Source organism: Wenyingzhuangia sp. IMCC45574 (genome assembly GCF_054182685.1).
In genome coordinates, this window is record NZ_CM135169.1 from 863,735 (window position 1) to 889,783 (window position 26,049).

At 32.8% G+C, this 26,049-nt stretch carries 27 protein-coding genes and 1 tRNA gene; 11 read left to right on the plus strand and 17 right to left on the minus strand.

The features are described from left to right. Positions 1 to 7: 7 nt before the first annotated feature. From ACXHHC_RS03785 to ACXHHC_RS03815, 7 genes are all read right to left on the minus strand, one after another. Complete coding sequence (locus tag ACXHHC_RS03785; protein WP_458228325.1) at positions 8 to 1,267, minus strand: ABC transporter permease; 1,260 nt, start codon at positions 1,265 to 1,267, stop codon at positions 8 to 10. Continuing rightward, complete coding sequence (locus ACXHHC_RS03790; protein ID WP_458228326.1) at positions 1,260 to 2,504, minus strand: ABC transporter permease; 1,245 nt, start codon at positions 2,502 to 2,504, stop codon at positions 1,260 to 1,262. Before ACXHHC_RS03790 ends, ACXHHC_RS03785 begins: the two co-directional genes overlap by 8 nt. Next, positions 2,497 to 3,198 carry an ABC transporter ATP-binding protein gene (locus ACXHHC_RS03795; protein WP_458228327.1) on the minus strand — a complete coding sequence of 234 codons (702 nt, stop codon included), beginning with the start codon at positions 3,196 to 3,198 and terminating at the stop codon, positions 2,497 to 2,499. The genes ACXHHC_RS03790 and ACXHHC_RS03795 overlap by 8 nt, the downstream gene beginning before the upstream one ends. A 235-nt stretch (positions 3,199 to 3,433) precedes the next feature. After that, a complete protein-coding gene (locus ACXHHC_RS03800) occupies positions 3,434 to 4,090 on the minus strand; it encodes a hypothetical protein (RefSeq protein ID WP_458228328.1) in 657 nt (218 codons plus the stop codon). A 3-nt stretch (positions 4,091 to 4,093) separates the two neighbouring features. Further along, a complete protein-coding gene (locus tag ACXHHC_RS03805; protein WP_458228329.1) occupies positions 4,094 to 4,462 on the minus strand; it encodes a GntR family transcriptional regulator in 369 nt (122 codons plus the stop codon). After that, complete coding sequence (locus ACXHHC_RS03810; RefSeq protein WP_458228330.1) at positions 4,459 to 5,295, minus strand: hypothetical protein; 837 nt, start codon at positions 5,293 to 5,295, stop codon at positions 4,459 to 4,461. The genes ACXHHC_RS03805 and ACXHHC_RS03810 overlap by 4 nt, the downstream gene beginning before the upstream one ends. Then, positions 5,285 to 6,127 (minus strand): ABC transporter ATP-binding protein, encoded by an 843-nt coding sequence (locus tag ACXHHC_RS03815; protein ID WP_458228331.1) that lies wholly within the window; start codon positions 6,125 to 6,127, stop codon positions 5,285 to 5,287. The genes ACXHHC_RS03810 and ACXHHC_RS03815 overlap by 11 nt, the downstream gene beginning before the upstream one ends. A gap of 173 nt (positions 6,128 to 6,300) precedes the next feature. On the opposite strand from ACXHHC_RS03815, the gene ACXHHC_RS03820 reads away from it, so the two are divergent. The 6 genes from ACXHHC_RS03820 (at position 6,301) to ACXHHC_RS03845 (ending at position 10,131) form a co-directional block, all read left to right on the plus strand. Next, a complete protein-coding gene (locus ACXHHC_RS03820) occupies positions 6,301 to 7,371 on the plus strand; it encodes an ABC transporter permease (RefSeq protein WP_458228332.1) in 1,071 nt (356 codons plus the stop codon). Between the two features lie 5 nt (positions 7,372 to 7,376). Further along, the gene (locus ACXHHC_RS03825; protein WP_458228333.1) at positions 7,377 to 7,874 is read left to right on the plus strand and encodes a TlpA family protein disulfide reductase; all 498 of its coding nucleotides are present in this window, start codon (positions 7,377 to 7,379) and stop codon (positions 7,872 to 7,874) included. 5 nt (positions 7,875 to 7,879) lie between these two features. Continuing rightward, on the plus strand, positions 7,880 to 8,638 hold the full coding sequence (gene tpiA, locus ACXHHC_RS03830; RefSeq protein ID WP_458228334.1) for a triose-phosphate isomerase: 759 nt from the start codon (positions 7,880 to 7,882) through the stop codon (positions 8,636 to 8,638). Between the two features lie 95 nt (positions 8,639 to 8,733). Beyond that, positions 8,734 to 9,561, plus strand: a complete 828-nt coding sequence (gene prmA / locus ACXHHC_RS03835) for a 50S ribosomal protein L11 methyltransferase (RefSeq protein WP_458228335.1) — start codon at positions 8,734 to 8,736, stop codon at positions 9,559 to 9,561. A 22-nt stretch (positions 9,562 to 9,583) separates the two neighbouring features. Next, positions 9,584 to 9,859 carry an ATP-dependent Clp protease adaptor ClpS gene (locus ACXHHC_RS03840; protein ID WP_458229219.1) on the plus strand — a complete coding sequence of 92 codons (276 nt, stop codon included), beginning with the start codon at positions 9,584 to 9,586 and terminating at the stop codon, positions 9,857 to 9,859. Next, the gene (locus tag ACXHHC_RS03845) at positions 9,859 to 10,131 is read left to right on the plus strand and encodes a hypothetical protein (protein WP_458228336.1); all 273 of its coding nucleotides are present in this window, start codon (positions 9,859 to 9,861) and stop codon (positions 10,129 to 10,131) included. Before ACXHHC_RS03840 ends, ACXHHC_RS03845 begins: the two co-directional genes overlap by 1 nt. On the opposite strand, the gene ACXHHC_RS03850 is transcribed toward ACXHHC_RS03845, so the two are convergent. Then, positions 10,128 to 11,051: a phosphatase PAP2 family protein gene (locus tag ACXHHC_RS03850; RefSeq protein WP_458228337.1), complete on the minus strand. Its 924-nt coding sequence runs from the start codon at positions 11,049 to 11,051 to the stop codon at positions 10,128 to 10,130. The two genes, ACXHHC_RS03845 and ACXHHC_RS03850, sit on opposite strands and share 4 nt — an antisense overlap. A gap of 150 nt (positions 11,052 to 11,201) precedes the next feature. Further along, positions 11,202 to 11,275, minus strand: a tRNA-Arg gene (locus ACXHHC_RS03855). Positions 11,276 to 11,524: 249 nt separating this feature from the next. Here ACXHHC_RS03855 and ACXHHC_RS03860 point away from each other — a divergent pair. After that, positions 11,525 to 12,472 (plus strand): calcium/sodium antiporter, encoded by a 948-nt coding sequence (locus ACXHHC_RS03860; RefSeq protein ID WP_458228338.1) that lies wholly within the window; start codon positions 11,525 to 11,527, stop codon positions 12,470 to 12,472. Positions 12,473 to 12,878: 406 nt separating this feature from the next. Here ACXHHC_RS03860 and ACXHHC_RS03865 read toward each other — a convergent pair whose 3' ends face one another. Continuing rightward, positions 12,879 to 13,976 (minus strand): OmpA family protein, encoded by a 1,098-nt coding sequence (locus tag ACXHHC_RS03865; RefSeq protein WP_458228339.1) that lies wholly within the window; start codon positions 13,974 to 13,976, stop codon positions 12,879 to 12,881. 276 nt (positions 13,977 to 14,252) lie between these two features. Here ACXHHC_RS03865 and ACXHHC_RS03870 point away from each other — a divergent pair, with 276 nt between their 5' ends. Further along, complete coding sequence (locus tag ACXHHC_RS03870) at positions 14,253 to 14,654, plus strand: group III truncated hemoglobin (protein WP_458228340.1); 402 nt, start codon at positions 14,253 to 14,255, stop codon at positions 14,652 to 14,654. A 54-nt stretch (positions 14,655 to 14,708) separates the two neighbouring features. Here the strand turns inward: ACXHHC_RS03870 and ACXHHC_RS03875 are convergent, their stop codons facing one another. The 5 genes from ACXHHC_RS03875 to ACXHHC_RS03895 all read right to left on the minus strand — a co-directional run bounded on the left by ACXHHC_RS03875 (position 14,709) and on the right by ACXHHC_RS03895 (position 19,512). Beyond that, positions 14,709 to 16,256: an SDR family NAD(P)-dependent oxidoreductase gene (locus ACXHHC_RS03875; protein ID WP_458228341.1), complete on the minus strand. Its 1,548-nt coding sequence runs from the start codon at positions 16,254 to 16,256 to the stop codon at positions 14,709 to 14,711. Between the two features lie 113 nt (positions 16,257 to 16,369). Beyond that, a complete protein-coding gene (locus tag ACXHHC_RS03880) occupies positions 16,370 to 17,848 on the minus strand; it encodes a DUF3570 domain-containing protein (RefSeq protein WP_458228342.1) in 1,479 nt (492 codons plus the stop codon). Between the two features lie 44 nt (positions 17,849 to 17,892). Further along, on the minus strand, positions 17,893 to 18,105 hold the full coding sequence (locus ACXHHC_RS03885) for a DUF4266 domain-containing protein (RefSeq protein ID WP_458228343.1): 213 nt from the start codon (positions 18,103 to 18,105) through the stop codon (positions 17,893 to 17,895). After that, on the minus strand, positions 18,098 to 19,081 hold the full coding sequence (locus ACXHHC_RS03890) for an FAD:protein FMN transferase (protein ID WP_458228344.1): 984 nt from the start codon (positions 19,079 to 19,081) through the stop codon (positions 18,098 to 18,100). Before ACXHHC_RS03890 ends, ACXHHC_RS03885 begins: the two co-directional genes overlap by 8 nt. Positions 19,082 to 19,083: 2 nt before the next feature. Continuing rightward, complete coding sequence (locus ACXHHC_RS03895) at positions 19,084 to 19,512, minus strand: thioredoxin family protein (protein ID WP_458228345.1); 429 nt, start codon at positions 19,510 to 19,512, stop codon at positions 19,084 to 19,086. A 110-nt stretch (positions 19,513 to 19,622) separates the two neighbouring features. Between ACXHHC_RS03895 and ACXHHC_RS03900 the strand changes: the two genes are divergently transcribed. The 3 genes from ACXHHC_RS03900 to ACXHHC_RS03910 are packed head-to-tail and all read left to right on the plus strand — an operon-like array spanning position 19,623 to position 23,531. Continuing rightward, the gene (locus ACXHHC_RS03900; protein WP_458228346.1) at positions 19,623 to 20,144 is read left to right on the plus strand and encodes an RNA polymerase sigma factor; all 522 of its coding nucleotides are present in this window, start codon (positions 19,623 to 19,625) and stop codon (positions 20,142 to 20,144) included. A gap of 52 nt (positions 20,145 to 20,196) precedes the next feature. After that, entirely contained in the window at positions 20,197 to 21,108 is a 912-nt protein-coding gene (locus tag ACXHHC_RS03905) for a FecR family protein (protein WP_458228347.1), read from the plus strand. Between the two features lie 2 nt (positions 21,109 to 21,110). Further along, on the plus strand, positions 21,111 to 23,531 hold the full coding sequence (locus ACXHHC_RS03910) for a TonB-dependent receptor plug domain-containing protein (RefSeq protein WP_458228348.1): 2,421 nt from the start codon (positions 21,111 to 21,113) through the stop codon (positions 23,529 to 23,531). Between the two features lie 115 nt (positions 23,532 to 23,646). Here the strand turns inward: ACXHHC_RS03910 and ACXHHC_RS03915 are convergent, their stop codons facing one another. Together ACXHHC_RS03915 and ACXHHC_RS03920 are read right to left on the minus strand one after the other, a co-directional pair. Next, positions 23,647 to 24,303 carry a hypothetical protein gene (locus ACXHHC_RS03915; protein ID WP_458228349.1) on the minus strand — a complete coding sequence of 219 codons (657 nt, stop codon included), beginning with the start codon at positions 24,301 to 24,303 and terminating at the stop codon, positions 23,647 to 23,649. Positions 24,304 to 24,353: 50 nt separating this feature from the next. After that, positions 24,354 to 25,898: an IS1182 family transposase gene (locus tag ACXHHC_RS03920; RefSeq protein ID WP_458228350.1), complete on the minus strand. Its 1,545-nt coding sequence runs from the start codon at positions 25,896 to 25,898 to the stop codon at positions 24,354 to 24,356. Positions 25,899 to 26,049 lie beyond the last annotated feature (151 nt).

Sequence of the window (26,049 nt, forward strand, 5' to 3'; positions counted from 1 at the left end):
TTGCGTATTATTCAGTTCTTATTGCGTTTATTGGTTTCATTTTTACTGCTTTTCTAGCAGGAATCATTCCGGCTAACAAGCCCGAAATAATTAGGATTAGGAATATGATGGCTAATAATTTTAAATCAATCGACGGATTTAAAATCATTAAATCATATGGATCCATAGTGTCTAACTTTAGATTTACTAAAAAGACGATAAATGTGGCAAAGGCAACACCTGCCATACCAGAGATAATAGTTAAAAATATAGACTCTAATAGAATTTGTTTTTTTACAATGTAAGGTGTGGCTCCAATAGCCCTTCTTATTCCTATTTCTTTGGTTCTTTCTTTAATAACAATTAGCATAATATTACTAATTCCAATTACTCCAGAAATTAGAATCATAATCCCCACAAAGAAAGAAACAGCCTTTAGTGTAATAAAAAGCATGTTAAACTTTTCAAATCGATCATTCAAATCAAAATTCCCAATAGCTCTTTTGTCCTTAGGATTAATTTTGTGCATTTTCTGCAAGGTGCTAATTACTTTAGGCTTTAATTCCGATGCAGATTGTCCATCCTCAGCCGTAATAAAAAAGTAATTTACTCTGTCTCCAAAATTAAATGCTTGCGAAAAGGTATTGAATGGAATATGAATTTTTTGCTGAGCACGAACGTTTTGTTGTCCATCTATAGAAGTATCTTTATACACCCCTACCACTTTAAAGTTTACACCTTTAACCCTAATGAAACTTCCTATTATTTCTTCTCCTTTCTCAAAAAGTTCATCTATTAAACCAACTCCTATAACTGCTATTTTTCTTTTATGAATTAAATCGTCTTCGTTTAAAAAACGACCTTGCGTCATTTTTAAAGCAATCTGATTTAAAAATTGTGGTTTATTTCCCTCTACATTAAAGCTTCCCTCTTTTAAACCATGTACAATAGAAGTTGTAAAATCATTTCTAGGTGATACTACTTTTAATCCTTTTACATTTTCTTGTAAAGCCTCTACATCTTTGGTATTAAAACGATACCATCTGTTCTTTGGCATCCCTTTGTACTCCATGGATGTTTTTTGTGCCCACACAAAAATTGAATTGGTTGCAATTCCGCTAAACTTGTGTTTAATACCTGTTTCAAAACCTCTTGCTGCAGACAATAATAGAATCATAATAAATATTCCCCAGAACACTCCAAAAGCTGTTACCATGGTACGTCCTGGCTTAGATTTTAGCGACGAAATTATTTCGTTCCACAAATCTTTACTTATAAATTTATTCATCTCTTAAAGCAATTATAGGTTTAATTTTAGCTGCATACTTTGCTGGAAAATAACCTGCAATAGTACCAGAAATAACTAATAATATTACTGTAGAAATAGCTATTGAAAAGTCTACAGTGGGTTGATAAATAAAATCAGTTTGTAAATTCTTACCCACTATCTCTAATACTCCAAATCCAAAAAGCAATCCTATCATTCCAGAAATGGAGGTTATAAAAATAGCCTCGTGTAAAACCATTCCTATAATACCTTTAGGTTGAGCTCCTAAAGCTTTTCTAATTCCAATTTCTTTAGTTCTTTCTTTAACAATAATTAGCATAATATTACTAACCCCAACAATACCAGCTATAAGCGTTAAAATTCCAATAGCCCAGAAAAACAACTTCATTCCCCATATTAATTGGTATAAATCTTTATTTCCCTTTACCGAGTTCCAAAAACGAATGGCTCTTGGATCATCTGGATGCACCTTATGCATTCGTTGCAGTTTTGCTTTTACTTGCTCGGCAAAAGCTTCTGATTTAGCCAAAGCAAGCTCGTAATTATCATCTAAGTCTAACGTAAACATAAAACCGCTCCCCCACTTGGTTCTACTATAAATCTTAGTCATGGTAGAATGAGGAATATACAGTCGTGTATTCTCTCTATCATTAGGATCTTTAAACACCCCAACCACTTTATATTTAACACCTCCTGTTTCAATTAACTTCCCTGTAGCTTTTTTAATATCTCCAAAAAGTTCTTGTGCTACTTTACTACCTATAGCCACCACTTTTAACCCATAATCATAATCGTTCTGATTTATAAAACGTCCTGCTATCATGTCTGCAGCCTCTATAAACTGTCTATCTGGCATAGAACCTACTAACTGGTAACTACCACTTTTATCCTTATAATTTGTGGTTAAACCATTTCTGTTAAAAGAAGCAGCTTCGTATTCAATTATATCTTCGTGCCACTTAGAAATTAAATTGTAATCGTTTACGGTCATTTTAATTTGTCTTCCGGAGTTTAACCCCATATACTCTTTGGTAGTTCTCTGCGACCAAAATTCGATTAATGAAGAAGCATCTCTAGCAAACTGTCTTTGGGTTCCTTTCTTAAAACCATTTGCTACCCCCAAAAGAATAATGAGAATAAAAATTCCAGAACCTACAGAAATACCTGTTAAAAAAGTTCGGAGTTTGTTTTTGGACATGGCATCGAAAATTTCTTGCCATCTATCTATATTAAACATACAATTCGGCTCTTACAGGTTCTATAATAGTATCACTAATAATTACCCCGTCCTTAAGCTCCACATTTCTCTTAGTCATTTTAGCAATATCGTGTTCATGCGTTACAATAATAATGGTCTTACCCTCATCATTAATTTTTTGTAACAACTCCATAACTTCATACGATGTTTTAGTATCTAAAGCACCCGTTGGTTCATCTGCCAACAAGACCTTTGGATCCGAAGCCAAAGCTCTGGCAACGGCCACACGTTGTTTCTGTCCTCCGGACAATTCATTAGGTAGATGATGAGACCATTTAGCCAGTCCAACTTTATCTAAATAATACAAAGCCCTTTCTTCTCTTTCTTTTCTAGATACTCCTTGATAATACAATGGTAAAGAGACATTATCTATGGCTGTTTTGTAGTTAATCAAATTAAAAGACTGAAAAATAAACCCTAAAAATTTATTTCTATACTGAGCCGCCAACTTTTCATTTAAATCTTTTACTTCTAAACCATCCAAATGGTAAGTTCCTTGATCTGGCTCATCAAGAATACCTATAATGTTTAACAAAGTAGATTTCCCAGAACCTGAAGACCCCATAATAGAAACCATTTCTCCTTTTTGTACATTGAAGTTTATCCCTTTTAAAACAGGTAGTACGTTTTTACCCATCTGATAGGATTTATAAATATTTCTGATATCTATCATGATTTTTTGTTTTATATAGAATTATGTATAACCAAGTAGTATGTCATCAAATAGTTTGCCAAACAAACTTACAGAGTGTCAAAAGTTTTGACAAACTATTTAATTTAAAATCAATAAAAATAAAATGGCTATTATAGATAATATTAAAATCATCTGCGATTAAATTTACAACGATGAATCTGTAAAACCATCATTTATTTGTTTAATAAAGTGTTAATTTTAAAATAGTTAAGATCTAATCTTTCTGTAACAAAACTCTCCCTTCATCCTGCTTTTCTACTTTTACATTTTCTACTTTTAAAGCTTTGGCATCTATAAGTCCATTTGTATCTACCATTAAACTGGCAAAACCTACCTTTTTCTTTTTGTTTGTCTGAAATTTAATTTTTGAATAAGAAGAAACATGCACAAACAAACTATCCATACCATTTGCTTTCATTAAAACATCAGCAGAATAAAGCACATTTACTTTTAAAGTGGATGGTTTGTATAACCAAATTCCAGAATGACAGTTTTTAACAGTAATAGATTCTACTGTATTAGATTTAACTTCTATTCGATTCTTTCTCTTTTTTAATAAATTGGTTCTTTTAAGCTCTGAATGATAGGTAATATATAGAGTGTCATTTTTAACAACTCTATCAAAAAGCTCACCTATATAATCATTATATACAATTCCTGTAAAACCTTTAGAATTATTAAAATCTACCGTACCTACATTTGCCCCATCTACCACTACATGTTTAAATTCAAAAGAATCTAATTCTTTTTGTACAACAAAATTATTTTCTGCTCTTTTATCGTACTTTACTTTTATATCGTATTTATCATATGCTACAAACCCTAAATAAAATATCATACAAAGGATTAAAATTTTATTACTTGTTTTCATTTTCTATTTTTTTAGATACTTATTGTATTCCTGTTTTATATCCTCTACATCTAAGTTTAGCAACTCCATGTTTTTAAAGACCTCTGGTAATACTTCTGTTATAAATTCTTTTTTTCTTAGCTCTATTACTTTATCTACAGCATCCACACTTGTAAAATACCCCAAACCTCTTTTGGTAAATATAATCTCGTGTTGCTGCAACCATTCATAAGATCGCTGCACTGTATTAGGATTTACCTCTAATTGGACAGCGGTTTCTCTTATGCTCGAAATTTTGCTTTCGTTTTCATAGGTTCCTAACAGTAATTTATCACAAATACTGTCTGCTATTTGTAAATAAATAGCCTTATTGTTATTAAATGCTATACTCATACTTCTTTTTCTTTTAGTTTAAAATAATAGACCAATGCTATCATTATGGCAATAGGTAGAAAAAAATAGAGAGCTATTTCTATGGTTGTAAAACTACTTCCTTGATAAATTGAATACTTTTCTGCAATGCGATTTTTGAATCTTACTTTTTGAAAAGGGAAAGAAAAAAGATTGCTTGTTGTAAATGTGATTCTATCGCCTAAAACAGCCAGATTCGCCAACGATGGCACTATAAAAAACACAGGTATTATCGCAAACTTTAACACACTCACAAAAGTGCCTTTGGGTGTTATCTGAAAAATTGAAGTTGTAAAAGTTACTATATAGATAACCAAATAAAAAACAAGCATACCATCTTTTAAATAATCTAATGGTTCTATAATTAACTCTCTAGAAGAAGATAGATTGTTTATTTTGTTGAACTCATGATAAGGTATGATTTCATAAATGATTAAATAATCTAACACTCTAAATAAGAGCAATGCTACCCCTAAAAACAAGAAAAAAACAAAATGTATATACACTACTTTCTCCAAGCTAGAACTTGGTGTTAATAGGTATTGTGCCATTCTATTTTTTATTTTTAAATCTTTGGTCGTTAAATTTATCACCAAAGCTACAAGTATAATTAAGTACAAAATAAACAATAGCTCTCTGGCTGTTGTAAAACCTTTGTAATCGTTAATCGTAAAGACCATAATTCCTAATACACCCAGCGTAATTAGAAACACATATAACAAGGCCGTCTTTCCTTTTTCTAACAAAAAAGAAAGCACTAAATTTTTAAACCTTAAAAAATTAAATAAGTCGTTCATTTTATAGCTATTTTTCATTTTTAAATATTTCTTTAAACTTTTTTGGATGCTCTAATACTGCATTCATTAACTGCTCCAAATCCATTTGAGTAAACTCTTTATCCTCATTTTTTTCCACAACAGCATACCCCCCCATTACCTCCAATACTCCCAAGCAAAATTCAGGATCTGGTTCTTGAGTATATTTAGTGAACTTAATTTTTTTTACAATCTCTGTTACAGAACTATTTAATACTAAACTTGTTTTGTCTAAAATTAATATATGATCTAATAGATTTTCTAAATCTCTAGATTGATGTGTGGATATAATAATTGTTTTCTCATCAGAAATTGTAGAGGCAATTATTTTTCTAAATTGATTTTTAGAAGGAATATCTAAACCATTGGTAGGTTCATCTAACAACAAGTAAGCTGTATTACAAGCCAATGCAAAAGCTATTAAAAACTTTTTTTGTTGCCCCAACGAAAACTCATAAGGCTTCCCTTTTACTGGGATTTCAAACTTTACCAAATAACTTTCGAATTCTGTAAAAGAAAAATTAGGATAATAGATTGAATATAACTTTACATACTGCTTTATTGAAAGCTTAGGCAAGGTAAACTCATCTGGTACATAATATATGGTATTTAAAAAACTGGGAGTTCTTTTACTTGGTAAGACTCCATTTAGAGTAACCTCTCCCCCTTTCGCAAAAACCAATCCGCACATTGCTTTTAGCAAGGTGGTTTTTCCAGTTCCGTTTTTTCCAAACAAGCCATAAACTTTTCCTTTTTCTAAGTCAAAATTAATATCACTCAACAATGGCTTTTTCTCAGAGTAATAAAAATCGAAATTTTTAAATTGTATCATATTTTTTAGTGTATTAGTAATCTAGTACACTACAAATATAAAGCAATTACTATTTTAATAGCAAATGTTATATTGTAAAATTTATTTTAATTTTAATTACAGACTATAAAAGCCTATTCTACTTAGTTAACTTGTGGTATATTTGTAAGCAACTGAATCTTAAATTGTAACAATTGATTTCTTTTTTAGCCAAAAACATCTTAAAAGGGTTCTTTAGTTTATTTGGAGTAGCTACACTTTTGTTCTTTTTGTTCAACTTATTAGGTGATCCTTCTAGAATGTTATTGGATCAAAGAGAAGATGAACAACAATTAAAAAACATAAAGGTTAAATATGGATTAGACTTGCCAATGCATATTCAATATCTAAACTATATAAACGACCTATCTCCTGTTTCGTTCCACAGTACAAACCCTAATAATTATAGTTATCTAAAAAAAGAAATCTCAAGAATTGAAATATTCTCTTTTAAAAACTTCATCACCGTTTTAAAATCCCCAAACCTTAGAAATTCTTTTCAAAAAAATGACAAACTCGTTGGTAGTATACTAGCAGAAACTCTCCCAAACACCATTCTTTTGGCAGTTTCTGCAATTTGTATAGCACTTTTAATTGGGTTAATCTTAGGGGTTATTTCTGCATTAAAAGTAAATTCAATTTTAGATAGATTTATTATGGTAATTAGTACTTTAGGAATGAGTTTACCCTCTTTCTTCTCGGCTATTATTTTTGCCTGGTTGTTTGGTTTTGTATTGCACGAAATTACAGGATTAGGTATGACAGGAAATCTTATTGAGGTAGATGATTTTGGAGAAGGTACCAAAATTGTCTGGAAAAATGCCCTATTACCCAGTATTGTACTTGGTATTAGACCTTTGGCGGTTGTGGTTCAACTAACACGAAACTCTCTATTAGACGTTTTAAACAAAGACTATATAAGAACTGCAAAATCCAAAGGACTTTCTACCTATCATATCATAAAAAAACATGCTCTTAAAAATGCTCTTAACCCTGTAGTTACTACAATTTCTGGATGGTTTGCTTCGCTTTTAGCTGGTGCCGTTTTTGTGGAATATATCTTTAATTGGAATGGTTTAGGAAAAGAAATTGTAAACGCTTTAAATTCTTCCGACTTACCTGTTATATCAGGAAGTATATTAACCATTGCTGCATTTTTTATCATTCTAAATATTTTAGTTGATATTTCATACAGTATTTTAGATCCAAGTGTAGAATTAAAATAACAGACATGAAACAAATAGCCATCATCTTTTTTAGTTTATTATTTATAAACTGTAAACCACCAAAAGACAAACAGTTTTCTCAAGAATTATTAAACGCTCCTATTATTACACATACCGGAGAAGAAATAACGTTTAAGAAAGTACTAGATTCTTACAAAGGAAAAACAGTATTAATAGACGTTTGGGCATCATGGTGTGGTGATTGTATAAAAGGATTGCCTAAAGTTAAAGAAGTACAAGAAAAACACCCCAATATTAGTTATGTTTTCATCTCTTTAGATAAAGATCAAAGAGCTTGGAAAAATGGTATAAAACGTTTTAGTATAAAAGGCGATCATTATTATGTAAATGGAGGTTGGAAAAGTATATTTGCAGAGAATATAGATTTAGATTGGATTCCTAGGTATATTGTCATCAACCCTTTGGGGAAGGTTGTATTGTACCGAGCTATTCACGCTGATGATAAAGACATTTTAAAAAATTTAAATAAATCAAATAATTAAATATCATGAGAACTAACATAGTTGCTGGTAACTGGAAAATGAACAAAAACGTGAACGATTCTAAAGCTTTAGCAGAAGGATTGGTAAACGAATTAAAAGATGTTACTTTAGAAAACACTAGAGTAATTGTTTCTCCTACCTTTGTAAACTTAACAACTGTAGCATCTGCTACTGAAGGTTCTGCTGTAGAAGTTGCTGCACAAAACATGCACCAAGAAGCTAGTGGAGCTTACACTGGAGAAATTTCAGCAGAAATGTTAACAAGCATTGGTGTTAAAACAGTAATCTTAGGACACTCTGAAAGACGTGAATACTTTGGAGAAGACGAAGCTTTATTAGCTAAAAAAACAGATGCTGCATTAGCTAATGGATTAGAAGTAATCTACTGTTTTGGTGAAGTAAAAGAAGAAAGAGAAGCAAATACTCAAGAGCAAGTTGTAGAAAAACAAATTTCTGAAGCTTTATTTCATTTAGATGCTGCTGCATGGTCTAACATTGTATTAGCATACGAACCAGTATGGGCAATTGGAACGGGATTAACTGCTTCTGCAGATCAAGCTCAAGAAATGCATGCTTTTATCCGTGGATTAGTTGCTAACAAATACGGAGCAGAAGTTGCAGAAAACGTATCTATCTTATACGGTGGTTCTTGTAAGCCTTCTAATGCAGAAGAAATTTTCTCTAAAAAAGACGTAGATGGTGGTTTAATTGGTGGTGCTTCATTAAAAGCTGAAGATTTTGCTGCTGTAATTAAAGCGATCTAATTTATTAGGTATACAATCCTTATAATATTATACAAATAGCCAAAAGTATCACTGCTTTTGGCTATTTTTGTATCCCAATACATTTACTAGAATTCATGAATTACATAGGATATACATTTAAAATAATTCCTTTGCAACCTGCATCGGAAATCTTAATTGCTGAATTAGGAGAACTTCCCTTTGAAAGCTTTGAAGAAACTGAAACAGGAGTTAAAGCGTATATTCAAAAAGAAAATTGGAACGAAGGTATCTTAGAAAATATTTTTGCATTACAATCCTCTGAATTCAACATTACTTTTTCTTTTGAAGAAATAGAACAAGTAAACTGGAATGCTCAATGGGAAAATAATTTTGACCCTATACATGTAGAAAACAAAGTAAGTGTTATTGCTCCTTTTCACGAAAAAACAGGAATGGAGTACGAAATAGTAATAGAACCTAAAATGAGTTTTGGTACAGGACACCATGAAACAACACATTTAATGCTTCAGCACATTCTAGAACTAGACCTAAAAGATAAAACAGTTCTAGATATGGGGACTGGTACAGGAATTTTAGCCATTTTTGCTGAAATGAAAGGAGCTAAAGCAGTAGATGCTATTGATATTGATGAATGGTGTTACATTAATACAAAAGAAAATGCAGCTGTAAATAATTGCACTAACGTAACTGCTTATAAAGGTGATGCTTCTTTATTAAAAGATCAAAAATACGATTTGATTATAGCTAATATCAATAGAAATATACTTTTGAATGATATGGATACCTTTAACAGTTGTCTAAATACTGGTGGTAAACTCTTATTAAGTGGGTTCTATAAAGAAGACATTCCTTTTTTAGAAGCTAGAACAAAAGATATAGGTTTGATAATTAAAAAAACATACACAAAAAATAACTGGGTAGGTCTACAACTAGACAAATAATTTCTTATTTTTGCATCTGATTATGAATACTATAGAAAAAACACAAGAAAGCATTGAAGTACTCGAACAACTAATAAAAGAGTACGAAATTGTATTATACAATGATGATGTAAACACCTTTGATTTTGTAATTAGTGCATTGATTGACGTATGTGATCATGAACCTATTCAAGCGGAACAATGTACAATGCTTGTTCACTATAAAGGGAAATGCTCTGTTAAAACAGGTGCATACAAAGACTTAGAACCAAAATGTTCTAAATTACTTGAATTAGGATTGTCTGCTGAAATTCAATAATGGAGCAATTACTAGATTACTACGATTTTTCTCCTTTTGTAAAGGATCAATCAACCTTTTTTGATCAAATAGCTTATACTCCAATCAAAGATGATTTGTATCTAGTTATTGAAAAAAAAGAAACTGGATACAGTGTTCATTTCACAAAATATTCCAACCAAAACTTAATAGGTAAAGAAAAACCATCTGGCTTAAATACCTTGATTGAAAATTTTGAAATGGATAATAATAGCCACCGAAAAGTTATCCAACAATATTTAGATTACAATTAAAAAGTAGCTGATAGTGTTAAACCATTAAATCGAGTAGATATATTGGGAATAAAGCTAACATTAAACTTCTTTTTACTTTTTGGAAGAATACCTCTTTCTTTCCAACTACTTCTTACAATAGAACGCCCTATTACTGTTCCCACAATACCTCCAAGTACCATGTCAGAAAGCCAATGTTGGTGTCCCCTTATATTTGAACAAAACACCACAGCCATAAAACCATACGGAACCCAATAATTATCATACTCCATCTGAAATACTTTAGCCATTGCAAAGAAAGCAGTTGCATGTAATGAGGGTAACGCTGTTCCATGAGGACTGGAGAAAATATATTCCCCTTGTCTACTATTGAAAAAATCATAGGGGTTATCTGTTGTGGTTAAAGGATCCTCCGTTAAGCCCTCCCTTAGATGATGATAAGGTCTCTTACGTCCAAAAACTGTTTTTAAAAAAGTATGAGAAATGGCTATAGAGTATATCAAAGCTTTATAACCGTTAACAGCAGCATATTGTCCTTTTTCACTTCCATTAAATAACGATGCTACATACACACCTGTCATGGTATAAAACATATAAGCATCTTCTCCAGCTAACCAAGGAAAATCAGCATTATTAACAGTAATAGCCGGTAATTTGTATTGAATATTGTCTTCTACATGGTCTTGATATAAAGTTGTTAAAGGCTTGTCAAAGGCTATCAAAGCTCCTACAATACCTGTATATAAAGCAGTTTGCTTCCAATCTTCGGTTACATTTTTCCCCATATATTTAAAATCAGAGGGAATGGTTTTAAAAGATGTTTTTAATACACTACCTGCTGTAGTAAGTCTATCCCTAAAAGAAGTTTTTTTATTAGTATTATATTGAGCATTAATAGTAATACTTATAAAAAATACGAAGAAAAATAATTGCTTTCTCATTGAAGTCCAATTTGGCTGTAGTAAAAGTAAAAAATCAATATCCAATATGTAATCCTATCGCTTAGTTTTTTTTTATAATTAACATAAAAAAAATTTAAGCCATAAATCTATAAATAAAAAAAGCCCCTAGTAAAACTAGGGGCTTTGTTGTGACTCCGGGAGGATTCAAACCTCCAACCTCTTGAGCCGTAATCAAGTGCACTATTCAGTTATGCTACGGAGCCGATTGCGGATGCAAATATACGACTTAAGTACAATGTAGCAAAATAAATTTCACACTTTTTTCACAAAGAATGTTTGGTTACAAAACAACGCCATTCTATTATTAATAATTGTATTTTTGATGCCTTAAATAAATCTATTCCTCTATGGGAATAAGTAGGCAAAAAGAGCTTATTAGCAACTGCTAAAAGTTTAAAAATTAGTCTTTTCATATGTCATAGAATTTTAAAGCAATACATAAATATAATAAAATGTTTCTAGTTTTCATTATTACAGGTTTGATAATCTTAGTTTTAGGAGGTGATTGGCTTCTTAAAGCTGCTGTAAATATTTCTGTTAAATTAAATATTCCTAGAATAGTTATAGGAATGACAGTAGTATCTTTTGCTACATCTGCTCCTGAATTAATTGTAAGCATCAGGTCTGCTTTGGATGGGTTCTCTGATATTTCTTTAGGAAATGTAATTGGTTCTAATATTGCAAATATTGCTTTAGTATTGGGATTAACTGTATGTTTGAGTAAAATAAACATAGATAAAACCTTTTATAAATTAGATTGGCCACTTATGATTGTCTCCTCTCTACTTTTATACTTCTTTATTGTTTTTGATCATCAAATTAGCAGAACAGAAGGAATTATTTTATTCATTGTACTAATAGTATCCTTGCTATATCTTTTAAAATTTCATCAAAAGAACAAAAACAACGCGATCGAAGAGGATGAAGATATTCCTAATTTAAGTATCCCTGTCTATAAAATTTTATTCTTTCTTATTATTGGTGCTATAGGGTTATGGGCTGGTTCTGAATTGTTAATTAAAGGTGCAACTGGATTGGCAAAAGAATTGGGTATAAGCGAACGTATTATTGCGGTAACCATTGTTTCTATAGGGACTAGTATTCCTGAATTAGCAGCTTCTATAATCGCTATCATAAAGAAAGAAAAAGCAATTTCATTAGGGAATTTAATTGGATCTAATATATTTAACATATTAGCTGTTATGGGAATTACAGCCATTATAAAACCCATTCATGTAAACGATATTAAAATTGTAAACAACGACATATATTGGATGCTAGGAATAGCCTTTATAATATTACCACTATGCTTCTTCCCAAAAAAGATGCAATTTGGTCTTAAAGAAGGACTCCTTTTATTAGCAAGCTATATTGCCTTTGTATACTTTACTATCTTTTAAAGATTTAAGAATTCAACAAACTATAAAAAGGGTGAGTATCTATTTCGATATTTACCCTTTTTATAGTTACAAGTACTGTTTTTATTACTGATACTTCTCGCCTAGTAATCTAAACTCAATACGCCTGTTTTTCTCATGTTCTTCTTAAAGACAAACAACATCGTCTGTACAATTATTTTTTCCATTTCTTATAGGAACTAATAAGCTCTTTTGTATTCCTTTAGAAACTACTTTAGCTCTACTTCAGAAAGTATCTTATTTACAGAACTGCTTCCTCTATGTATTGTTTTTATATTTTTCAATATCTTTTAATGATTATAGAATTCAACAAAAAGTAAAAGGGTGAATATCTATTTCAATATTCACCCTTTTTATAGTTACAAGTACTGTATTTTTTGCTAATATTCTACTCTAGCAATCTAAACTCAGTACGTCTGTTTTTCTCATGCTCATCTTCAGGACAAACAACATCGTCTGTACAATTGTTTTTTAATCTTGTTTCTCCATATCCTATAGGAACTAATAAATTTTCTTGTATTCCTTTAGAAACTAAATAATCTGCAACTGCTTTAGCCCTAGCTTCAGAAAGTGTCTTATTTACAGAACTGTTTCCTCTAGAATCTGTATGTGATGCGATTTCCAAACGAATTCCAGGATTGTATATCAATACAGGCATTAACGTAGCATCAATTGTAGATTTTGCAATATCTGTTAATTTAGAACTGTTGTATTCCCAATTAACTGGTAATGGTTGATAATCTAGTAAAGAACACTCAACTCCTTTCCAACTTACTATTCCACCTCTTTGTACTAATACCTTTCTCTGAACCACCTCTTTTACAGCCGGAATTACCTCTTCAACAACGTATGAATCTTTAATTAAAATATTTTTCTGAACATCTTTATACTCCGCTGGTACAACTACCTCTTCAATTCTTGCTGGCTCTAATAAAACATACTTATCGTAAGTAGTAGTAGACTTGTTTCCTACTGCTGTATTAAATGTAGCTTCTTGTACTACCACTTTAGTATCGTACTCTTCTATTTTAGCAGGATATGTTTTGTACTTCCAAAACTTACAAGCATCTGGATCTGGATCAAAACAATTTGGCTTCCTTCCTCCTACTTCCCATCTACTAAAACCAGGGCTTACTTCTAAGGTATCTCTTCTAATTTCAAAAACAGGTGGTGTAACTGTAATTTGAGAAGCTAAATCTTGATTTACAAAAGATGCTGTTTCTGTACCCCATACCTCAGGAACAACTACCATTTTTTTGTAAGAAGGCTTTACTAAAACCTTTTTATTAATCACCTCATACTGAGCAGGAATCACCTTAATAACCTTATGTTGTGGCTCCTTTACTATGTTTATATTTTTGTATTCGTATTTATCTTGAGAAGTAACTTTAATATAACACTTGTTTGGGTCAGGATTTTGAGGAAAATTTTGCCCGGTTGAGACAAATCCACACAACAATAGCAATGAAAATACTAATTTTTTCATGTATAAAGATGATTGAGTTTTAATTTCACGTTGTGCCCAAATATACAAAATGAATCTACAAAATAGATCAAATAATAGTTAATAATATACAGACAAAAAACAAACACACCTAAACATTTGAATTAAAACGCTTTAGCTCGTTTTATCATCAATTTAAAACCTATTAAACAACAGTTTGTTAGGTGGTTTTTTACAGTTATTATTCATCACAATAACCCATGTCAATTTTAAAATAATTTGATTATTACAAAACAGAATCCTCGTATCTTTATACACATGAAAAATGACATCCAAAATAGAGAAGATGTAAACCTGTTGGTTCGTACATTTTATACAAAAATAAGACAAGACGATTTATTAGGACCTATTTTTAACCGAATGATTCCAGAGGAAGCATGGCCAGAACACTTAGAGAAACTGACTGATTTTTGGGAAACAAATCTTTTTGGAATTCGAAAGTTTAAAGGAAACCCAACCCATAAACACATAAAAACGGATAAAGCTTTTGATTACACTATTTCTAAAAAGCATTTTAACCAATGGTTATGTCTTTGGAAAGGAACTGTAAACGAACTGTTTGAAGGTGATAAAGCCACTAGAGCACTGATGGCAGCCTTTAATATTGCAGATGTTCAAAATGCAATTATAGACAATAACAAACCTGTTGCAAAGACATAGCAAATGCTTTTTTAGAAAGTAAAATAGTGCACAAATATACATACTACTAAAAGACTACCAATCAATAGGTTTGTAGTCTTTTAGAAATTTACCACACCAGTGTTTTCCTGTATTTATTCCATCAAATAATGGATCTACCACCCTAGCAGCTCCATCTACAATATCCAAAGGTGGCTGAAAGTCATGTACTTGCTCCTTCTTTTTAGACAATTCTGCAGGATCTTCATCGGTAACCCAACCTGTATCTACAGCATTCATATAAATTCCATGTTTTGCCAGTGTAGAAGCTGATGTATGTGTTAACATATTTAAAGCAGCTTTGGCCATATTGGTATGCGGGTGTCTATCTTCTTTTTTAAAGCGATAAAACTTTCCTTCCATAGCAGACACATTAATAATGTGTTTTTTACCCGTGTTTTCCTTCTTCATTAACTCAGCCAAACGATTGATTAACACAAAAGGAGCTACTGAATTCACCAACTGAACTTCTAACATTTCAGTAGTTTCAATTTCTCCAATTTTCAATCGCCAACTGTTCGTTTTACGTAAATCTACTTGCTGTAAGTCTGCATCTAACTCTCCTTCTGGAAAAACTTCTGCCGGACTTAAAGAATTATCAAAGCTATATGGAATTTGAGACAACTTAGCAGAAGCTCTAAGCCCTACTCCAGGTTCTTCTCCATGCCAAGTAACTGGTACATTTTTATTATTTGCAACTACCTGTCCACTTAGCTGTTGCAATTCGTGTAAACACTCGTGATGATCTTTTAACAACTCTTGAGCTAGCACAGGTAAATCACTCACAGGCAATTCTTCTACCTTCATCATATGCGTGTAAAAACCTGCAGGTCTTCTTACCGTTTGTGCAGCATTGTTGATTAAGATGTCTAAACGATCGTATTTTTGCTCTATGTAGTTACAGAAAATCTCTACACTTGGTATATGCCTTAAATCTAATCCATGAATTTTTAAACGATGTCCCCATTCATGATAATCCGCTTCTTTTGCAAAACGAATGGCTGAATCTGCGGGGAAACGAGTGGTTGCAATCACCGTTGCTCCTGCTCTTAACATCATTAAAGTAATGTGGTATCCTATTTTTAAACGAGAACCTGTCATTATTGCAACTTGTCCTGTTAAATCTGCTAATTGAAAACGTTTTGCATAGTTAAAATCTCCACATTCTGTACACATACTATCATAAAAATGATGCAGTTTGGTATACAATGTTTTACACACATAACAGTTTCTAGGCGATTCTAGTTCAGGTGTATCGTCTTTTTCAACTTCGGTAAAAGTCAACATTTTTGGTGCTTCAAAAACAGCAGCTTCTCTGGCAGAACGTATTCCTGTTTCTTTACGCGCATGTTTATCTCTTTCTTGCTGTTTACGTTTGGCTGCCTTTTTTGCATCTTTTCTCCTCCTATCTTGCTCTTCTTTAGTAGGTCTGCTTAACAAACCTGCTACTTTCATTAAAGCAACGCGTTGCTCCTCTGGCATTTCAAACAGCTGATTGGTATCTTGTAATAAAGACTCTATAGTATTTATACAGTCTTTTACTTCTTTATCGGAAATATTTTTGGGCTTTGAATTCTCTGACATCTTCTAAATAAAATCAGTAGCAAATATACTACTTAAAAGAACATCTCTATAAAAAAGAAAACACCAAACTATTTAATTTATAGCTTGGTGTTATCAAAAGGAAAAAGGTAAAACTATTCTATAATAAACTTCATTCCAAAAGAAACTATTCCCGCTTTTAAACCGTTGCTTCTTGTGTAGTTACTGTATTTTAAATTCACATTTTTTAACCCAACTCTACCCATCTTGTACTTTGTAAAAATGTCGGTATACTTTATCCCCAAGCCAACTTGATTGGCAGAAAATGCAGATAAATCATAATCGGACGTATAGTACTGACTGGTAGAGACATGTTCCTCGTAAGGAGCAAAATAATCCATAGCTGTTTGTTTGTAATACCTGTAGGACGGATATAAAGTAAATTGCTCTCCTACTTTAATTGGCAATTCAACCTCTGCTGTATGTGCTGTTACTCCCCAGTTGTCCCAATAATATCGGTAATAGGTTCTTAGAGTTAAATTTTCATTTAGGTAATAATGGAATCTTGCCCCCATAGGCAACTTAAACCTTGAATCTGGTAAGCGCTCCAAATCGTCTGCCAAGTGGAAAACATCTGTATTTACAGGCGATGTATAATTGGAAATATTGGCTGCATTTCCAATGTAATAATTCGGTCTATCTTTAAAATACACACGTTGCATTGGATTTGCCAACCACCCGCTTTGTAATATCGCATCCGAAAAAATGGAGATTTGTACATTTTTACTCAGAATCTGAGAAAAACTAAAAGAGAAAGTATATGTATTTCTCCCTGTATCCTGAATCAAATTAAAACTATCTATAGGTTTCCAAGTTCTGTCCACAACCCCATTTTCATTTAAAATATCTACTCCCTGAAAGAAACCATTATTTACATCCCTACCTGCCTCTATGTAAGAATCTAACTCTGTAGGATATTTAGGCATCCAATTGTCTAAGAAAACCTTAGCACTTATACCTAATTCTGTATTCTTGTCATTGAACAACTTAGTCAACCCACCACCAAAACCAATAGACATATAGTCATATTCAGCCGCAAACGAAACATTGGCATTCCAAATAGTATTTCTATCGTCAGAACTATGGCTATAACTAGCTGCTATACTTCCCCAAGTATCCATATTCGAAGCTCCAGAAGAAGCTACCCAAGGATTACCTGTTACTCCTGCTGCACTTCCTCCGTGATCATCATCATCGTCATCATCATCATCCTCGCCTTCACCATTTGCAGATGCACCCGAACTATCAAAAGGATCTAAATTACTAGAAGATGCTGATGTATAAGTAGAAATTCCCGCATCTATCGTTAAAACATCATTGGCATTTAAAGGAACACTAATCACAACGGTAGGGGTAAAATCTGTTAACTTTTCGGAACCAATCCCCCCAGTTACAGCTGCATTGTTACCATCTTGTTGGTAATAGCTTGTTAAAAAGTCAACTTCTGTAGCTTCTAATACTCGTTTCTGATACGTTTTAGGTGGATCATTTTCCTTGTCTGGGGCAGATTTTTGTGTTTTTTGGGCTTGTACACTTACAAACATCAAAAAAAGGAGTTGGGTTATTAGCTTCATTTTGTTTTTAAACATCATTATTTCTTCTCTTGTTGATTCATTTTTTAATTACATCCACATCCTCCACCGGTTTTTCCTCCGTTTCCTCCCGATGCTGCTTCTCTGTATACCTGAAAAGCAGTTTCAAAACGATTGGATTTATTGGCTGACAACTCCATATCCGGGTCGTTGATATTGACTTTTTCGTAAGGTTTTAATACTGCACAAGAACTCACCAATACTCCAACTATCAGTACCATTGTTACTTTCTTAATCATGTTTTGTTTCTTTTAAATTGATTCCTTTGGAACTGTGCACTTTATTGTCCGCATCTACCACAATACACTCCACTCCCTTTAACTGATTTACAAAGTCGATTCCTACATCTACCCCCATTACAAAAATGGATGTTGCCAAAGCATCTGCCACTTCTGCATTCTTAGCAAAGACAGAAACACTCAGCACTCCGTAACTTGGATATCCTGTCCTAGGATCTATGATATGTGTATATCTTTTTCCATTGAACTTTACATATTTCTCGTAATTTCCAGAAGTAACCACCGCTCCATCTTTTACAGGCATCCACGAGAACACTTTCTCTTTGTTCAACGGATTTTTAATTGCCACCAACCAATCTTTTCCACTGGGTCTAGTGCCCCATGTGGTTAAATCTCCCGATGCATTTATAATTCCTCCCTTAACTCCTTTGGATTGCAATAAAGCCTTTGCTTTGTCTGCTGCATAACCTTTACCAATGGCTCCAAAGCCAATTTTCATTCCTTTCTCTGTTAAGTAAACCGTTTGCTTTTCTTTGTCAATCACTATTTTTTGATAGCCCACTCTGGCCACCGAAGCTTTTATTTTTTCTTGGCTAGGCATTACTTTCATACTACCATCAAACTTCCAGATTCTATCCATAGAAGCGTAGGTAATGTCAAAAGCTCCATCGGTTAGTTTGGATAGTTTCACCGCTCGTTCAATCAAGTAAATCAACTCTTTATCTACCTTTACAGCTTGTACTCCTGCATTTTTATTGATTTTAGAGGTCTGTGAGTTTACATCCCAACTAGAAATAATTGTTTCTATACGTTGAATCTCAGCAACTGCTAAACCTATATAGTTGTCTCCAGCTTCTTTGGTATCGGCCAATACAGTAATTTCATAACCACTCCCCATCAATTTTAGAGAACGTTTGTAAATCTGTGCTTGTGCTACACTAACACAGAGCAAAAGGCAAATAATTAGTTGTCTCATCCTTAAAAAGCTTCTAAATGTTGAATGTATTCCTCAACCGACATCTTTTTATAACTGGTTTCTCCTATTTTTTTTCCATCAGAATTTAAAATGACTACAAAAGGAAAAATTCCATTAGGGTTGTATTTAGCGGCCAGCTGATTGTTTTGTTCTTGTACCTCTTTGGATAGTTTGTTCTTTTTTCTTCTTGGAAAATCTGCCTTTAACATTACAAAATGCTCTTTGGCATAATCCTTAAAAGAAGTGGTGCTCCATATTTGTTTGTCTAACTTAATACATGGGGCACACCAGTCGGATCCCTGAAAAACAACGATTACTTTGTGATTTTTTTCATGAGCAATTATTACAGCTTCCTTAAAATTGGTTTTCCATTCTTGAGAAAAACCTAGCGTAAAAAAGAATAAGAAAAAGGGCAGGATTTTATATTTCATTTGTCTAATGGTATTACGATTTACTACTAAGACATTTTTTTTAAGCTCATCCCCCTAAAATTTCTATCTATATTGATACTTTTCTATATTTACCCCAACTAAAAAGTGTAATGAAGACAAAAGAGCCCTCTATTTGCGAAGAAAAAAATTACAATCACCTGTTCAGAACTTACTATGAACCAGCCACTAAGTTTATATTTTACAAGTGTGGAAATTTAGAACAAGCAGAAGATATTGTACAGAATGTATTTGTAAAACTTTGGAAGTTATGCGCAACCATTTCCTTTTCAAAAGCAAAATCATACATCTACACCGCTTGTAGAAATATGTTCTTAAACGATGTTGCCCATCAAAAGGTGGTGTTAAAACATCAGAAAACTGTCTTAGATCCTGTAGAACACGAAAACCCTGCTTTTAATTTAGAACTAGAGGAATTTCAAGAAAAATTAAACAATGCCATCAACCTACTAACAGACAAAGATAGAGAGGTGTTTCTACTAAGTAGAATTGAAGATAAATCATACAAGGAAATTTCAGAAATAACAGGATTAACTATAAAAGCTGTAGAAAGGAGAATGAGCAAGACTATGCTAAAGCTAAGAGAACATATTGGAAAAGAATATAAATTTTAATTAGGGGGTACTTACTGCTTTTACGGTCTTATATTAAAGAACTGCATAATTTATGGAAGAAAACTACACTAACGACGATACATTTTTGGCAAGATGGATAGCAGGGGAACTGAGTGAAGAGGAACGTATCGCTTTTGAAAAAACAGAAGCCTATAAGGAATTTAATACCCTAAACAAAGTTGCCAAAACATTAGCTGCCCCAACTGTAGATACTGAATCTGCCTTGACTAAAGTAAAAGCGAAACTAAAAGCTAATACAACCAAAACAAAAGTAATTAAGCTATGGATTTCGGTAGCTGCAAGTATTGCTATTTTAATAGGTTCGTACGCATTTTTACAATCTAGTGTAACCTACACTACTGCCATTGGTGAAAAGATTGATATTACTTTGGAAGACGGATCTGTGGTAAACTTAAATAGCAATTCTAGCCTTACACACAAACGTTTCTTTTGGAAAGATGATAAAAAACTAAGTCTGAGCGGAGAAGCTTATTTTACAGTAACCAAAGGAAAGGGATTCCATGTAAAAACCAATCACGGAATTGTGTCTGTATTGGGTACACAGTTTAATATTAAAACTCAAAAACTAGGAACTGAAGTAAAGTGTTATACTGGTAAAGTACAATACAAAAACGAACAACATCTAGCGATTTTAACCAAAGGGTTTAAGGCTGCTTTCCAACAAAAAACGGGAAGTTTTACCAAAGATACCTTTAACAAGACCACACCAGATTGGAAACAAGGATTCTCTAGCTATAAAAACCAAGATTTTGCCACTGTATTGACAGATATTACCAACTACTACCCTATTAAAATTGACAACCAAAATGTGAATATCAACAGAGTGTACACGGGTGTATTTGTTCACAACAACTTAAACCAAGCCCTACAAACCACCCTAGGTGCCCTAGGAATTAAATACCAACTGTCTAAAGACGGTACAACACTTGTAATTTCTAAATAGTTATGAGAGCAACTCTCTTTTTTGTTATTTTACTAATCTCTTTGAATCTAAACTCTCAAAACAACAAACATTGGAAGTTTACAAATACTCCATTAACAACAGCTATTGATGAAATACAAACGTATTATCATATTCAGTTTTCTTTTGATGCTGCCTTGGTGAAAGAACAAACCATAACGCTTAACTACAAACCTATCAACCTAGCTGATTTATTACTATTCTTAGAAACTTATACTGGCTACAGTTTTAAAAAAATTACTGACAACCAATATGTAATTGTAGAAAACCCCAATGCTTCTCAGTTACAGGAATTGGCACAAGTGGTATTAACGGGTTATATTACTTCTGGAATTGATAGAAACTCCGATAGTTCTATTAAAGTTACGAGTAAAACCTTGGGGATTTTACCTGGTTTAACACAAGCTGACTTGGCACAATCTATTCAGTTAATTCCTGGGATTAGCAGTTTGGATGAATCTGCTACAGGAATTCAAATTAGAGGGGGTTCCCCAGACCAGAATTTAATTTTATGGAACGGTATAAAACTATTCAACACGGGCTATTTCTACGGAATGTTTTCTGCTTTTAATCCTTCTGCTACCGAAAGTGCTCGTATTTTTAAATCTGGAACGAGTGCTGCGTATGGGGATCGTATTTCGGGGATTATAGACATTACTTCTGGAAACCAAATTCCAGAAAAAATAACAGGCGGATTTGGACTGGACGGTTTAGCAATGGATGCCTTTGTGAAAGCTCCTATCAACAAAAAAACAGCTGTTTATGCCTTTGCTCGTAGGTCTTATGGAGATGTACTCCAAACTCCAACCTATGATAGCTACGGAGAAAAAATATTCACCAATTTTGGTACAGTAACCGATAAAAACGGAAATATTCTAAACATAGAAACCGACGACGATTACGATTATGAGAATAGTGAACATGAATTCTTTTTCAACGATCTAAACCTAAAAGTGATTCACAAACCTGACGAAAATAACGTACTTGAATTGAGTGGTTTGTATAGCAAAAACCGAATGGATTTTACGTTTACTGCAGATGGAGAAACCAAAAACGATTCCTTAAACACCATAAACAAAGGACTAAGCTTTAACTGGAAACACAAAAGCAGCAATAATAAGCAATCCGAAGAAATTTCTGCTTACTACTCCAACTACCATTCTTTTTACAACAACGACGAAATAAAAGACTTAGACAACGACGGTTTTATTGACGATTTAGAAGAAGTAAACGACCGTAAAAACACCATTACAGAACTAGGAATTCAGCTGAGTAGCAAAACACAACTAAGAGAAAACCAACAGCTAGAAATTGGTTACCAACTGTCGCAAACAGACTTGGGAGTCTTATTGACGAAGATAGATACAGAAGATCCTACAGACAGTGAACATATAGAACAAAAAGAGAGCAATGTAAAGAATGCTGTGTTTGGAGAATTCACCCAACGATTTAACAAAAAAGGTTTGTTAATTGGAGGATTAAGAGCGGTGTATTACAACGTGGTAGACAAATTCTACTTAGAACCTAGAATTAGCGGAGAATACAATATCAGTAACACCTTTAGAGTAAAATCGGCCTTAGAAAGAAGAAACCAACCCATTTCTCAGTTGGTAGAATCTCACCAAACCGAATTGCGTTTGGAAAACAACTTGTACCGTTTGTCTAACAAAACGGACTACCCTATGCTTAGCAGTAACCAAGTCTCTGGAGGATTTTTATACCACCATAAAAACTTAACGGTAGAATTGGATTCTTACTACAAAAGACTGAATGGTTTAACCACTTATACCAGTGGTTTTAGCAACCCTTTGGCCAATTTAGAAAAGGGAAAAAGCACCATTAAAGGAATAGATATTTTGGTAAAAAAACGTTGGAGAGATTACCGTTTGTGGGCTGGTTATACTTATAACGATATTGAATTTGAGTTCCCAACCTTAGCCCAACAAAAGTTCCCTGGAAACAACGACATTACCCATAGTTTTAGAATTTCTAACACTTTAAAAGTAGACCAATGGCAGTTTTCTTTGGGTTGGCAATTTAGAACCGGAGAACCTGTTACTCCAATAGACAATGTGGAAAACATTCCAGACCCTGCACCAGAAACTCCAGGAGCTACCATTCCTGTGGTAACCTACGGAGACATTAATAGTCACCGTTTGCCCAACTACCACCGATTGGATGCTTCGGTTATTTACGATTTTGACTTTAACAGCAACTTAAAAGGACAATTGGGTATTTCTGCTTTGAATCTATACAACCGTGTAAAACCGTTGTCTTATACCTACCGTTCTGAAATTAAAGAAACGGGAGATGGTGGAAACGACAAAGATGAAATTATAGAACAGGTAATTCACCGTTTTTCTTTAGGCTTTACTCCGAATGTATCGTTGAGGGTTTGGTTTTAAACAACCTAGAATTATTTAAGTCTATTAATTAAATCCGCTTGAATATTATTCCAAGCACTCAACTCGTCAGACTCCTCCCATAGTTCCTTTAATTCTGAATTAGAAATAATGTTTTTTATTGTTTATACTTTGTTTTCAGTCTTTTTAGAAATCCAGATAATGAGACTCTTTCTGTTTTAAGGTTATTGAATTTTTTGTCTGATAAAGTATCGTCTCCAAATATATTCATATAGTCTTTGAAATGTTCTTCACTGTCCATCCATTTTAATATGTCAACACAGTTTACTTCAATTGCATTATTAGCTAAGTTTTCAAAATCTTTAGGTATCCAACTATATAAAAGTCCATTATCACAAATATAAAACCAAGTATCTATGGGAGGTAAGTCATAAACATCTATAATTCCGTTAGATTCAACTTCTGAGGCTCCGTCAGTTACAGTAGATTCATATTCTGAAACAAGTATTCTTCCGTTAAATTCAATTTCTTGGCTAATAACATTATCTAATTTATATTTAAGTTGCTTTTCAAATATTTCAGTTAAAAAATTATTTCTATCAAACGGTTCAATATTCCATTCGGTAAGAAACAAATCTTTAATGTCAAGACCTTCAAATGTATTTAAATTAAAAGAAAACAATTCTTCATCTTCAATAACTGGATTGATTGACCTTAAAATAGATGCAAAATTTTTTGAACGTTGTTCTATTTGAGTCTCACAATAGTTTTGTGTCAAATTAAGGTTGTTCAAAAATTCTTTTTTATCAATCATTTTTTTAATTAATGCTAACGGCAGTCTGTCTCAGAACCACCTTTTTTTCTTTAAAAGTACAGAAATTTAAGATTTGCTGTTTTAATTTTGTTAAAAAAGATTATTTGCATTAAAAAGTAAAAACCTTTATAGACTCTTATTTCTCGAATTAAGAGTCTATATAAGCCTTTTAGAGTTAAAAAGAGTATATCTATTGCTTTCCACCCTAGTTTTATAAGTCTTTTTAGGTTATATGCTATTGTAATGAGTCCAAAGTCGGCACTAGCTCTTTTTCTACCTTTTTTTGTTATAATATGATCATATCCCCATTGCCTTTTTATAGTGCCATAAGGATGCTCTACTAAAGCTTGTCTTTTTTTGTACATATCAGGGTATCTCTCTACGTTTTTGGCATTGATTTCTGTGTATTCAGTATACTCAGTACGTTGTACAATTTTACCATTTTTAGCCGTTGTACATTGGCTACGAACTATACAATTTTTACAAGCACTTGTTCTGTATTGTTTGAATTTATAATTCCTAGAAGTATACCAATTTCCATTGGTGTTGAGTTCGTTTTTTTGCGGACAAGTGTAGGAATCTTTAAGGTGGTTATAAACAAAATTTTCAGCATTGTATTCAGGGTTTGGAGCTTGAGATTTTCTCCCAATATTAGGGATAGCAACCAATGTTTTGATTCCCAAATCAAATGCCACTTTAAACCCGCTCCCAGCATGATATCCTTTATCGTACAAGGCTACAAAACGATTGTTTCTTAAAATGGTTTTGGCTCTTCTGAGCATCGTCCCCATCTCTTTTTTATCACTCTGATTGGTAATTAAATAGTCAATAATGATTTTGTGTTTTTCATCTACCGTTGTTTGCGCAGTGTAACATACCTCTGTAATATTCCCTCTAACAATTTGATGTCTACTTTCAGGATCAGAGGTTGACAATTGAGGGTTGTCAGAAGTTGTATCCCCTTTTAGAGTTTTAGCGATCTGATTATATTTATGTTTTTGTTCTTTTCTTTTATTGATGATCTGTTTGATTTCCTCTCTTTTATCAGGTTCATCCTCCTTAGCAAGTTCAGCTTCATGTTCTAGGAGTTTATTATCAATATACTCAATATGTCGTTGTACTTTTTTAGGGTTGTAGTTGTTTTTCTTACTGTTCTGTGCTCTTAGTTTGGTAGAGTCACCAGCAATTAAAACAGCCCCAATAAGATTGTGGTTTTTAGCAATGTTTACCGTAGCCCTAAAGACTCTTTTAATAGCTTTGGGATTCTCCTTTCTAAAACGAGAGATAGTATTATGATCAGGTTTTAAATTCCCCATGAGCCAAAAGAGTTCTATATTTCTTTTACATTCAATTTCTAATTGTCTAGAAGAGCGAATTCTGTTCATATACCCATAGATATAGAGCTTTAACAAATCCGCAGGATTATAGGGAGGTCTTCCTTGTGTTTGTAAAGGATTAAAACCTAATGCATTCATATCTAAAGAATCTACAAAATTATCTATAATACGAACAGAGTTTTCCAAAGGAATCATATCGTCTAGACAAGTAGTAAAAAGTGTAATCTGTGTACGAGGTTGTTTTTGAAGATACTGCATACTTAAAGATAAGTAATATCTAATAGTTTTGAGACAGTCTGACGGGTTTGTATAGGCTGGATTTTTGGTTAAATAGCAGCGAAACTATCGGCCGTGACCAACCTTGTTTAAAAGTAGTGAACTAAAAATTAGTAACAAAGCCACAAACGTC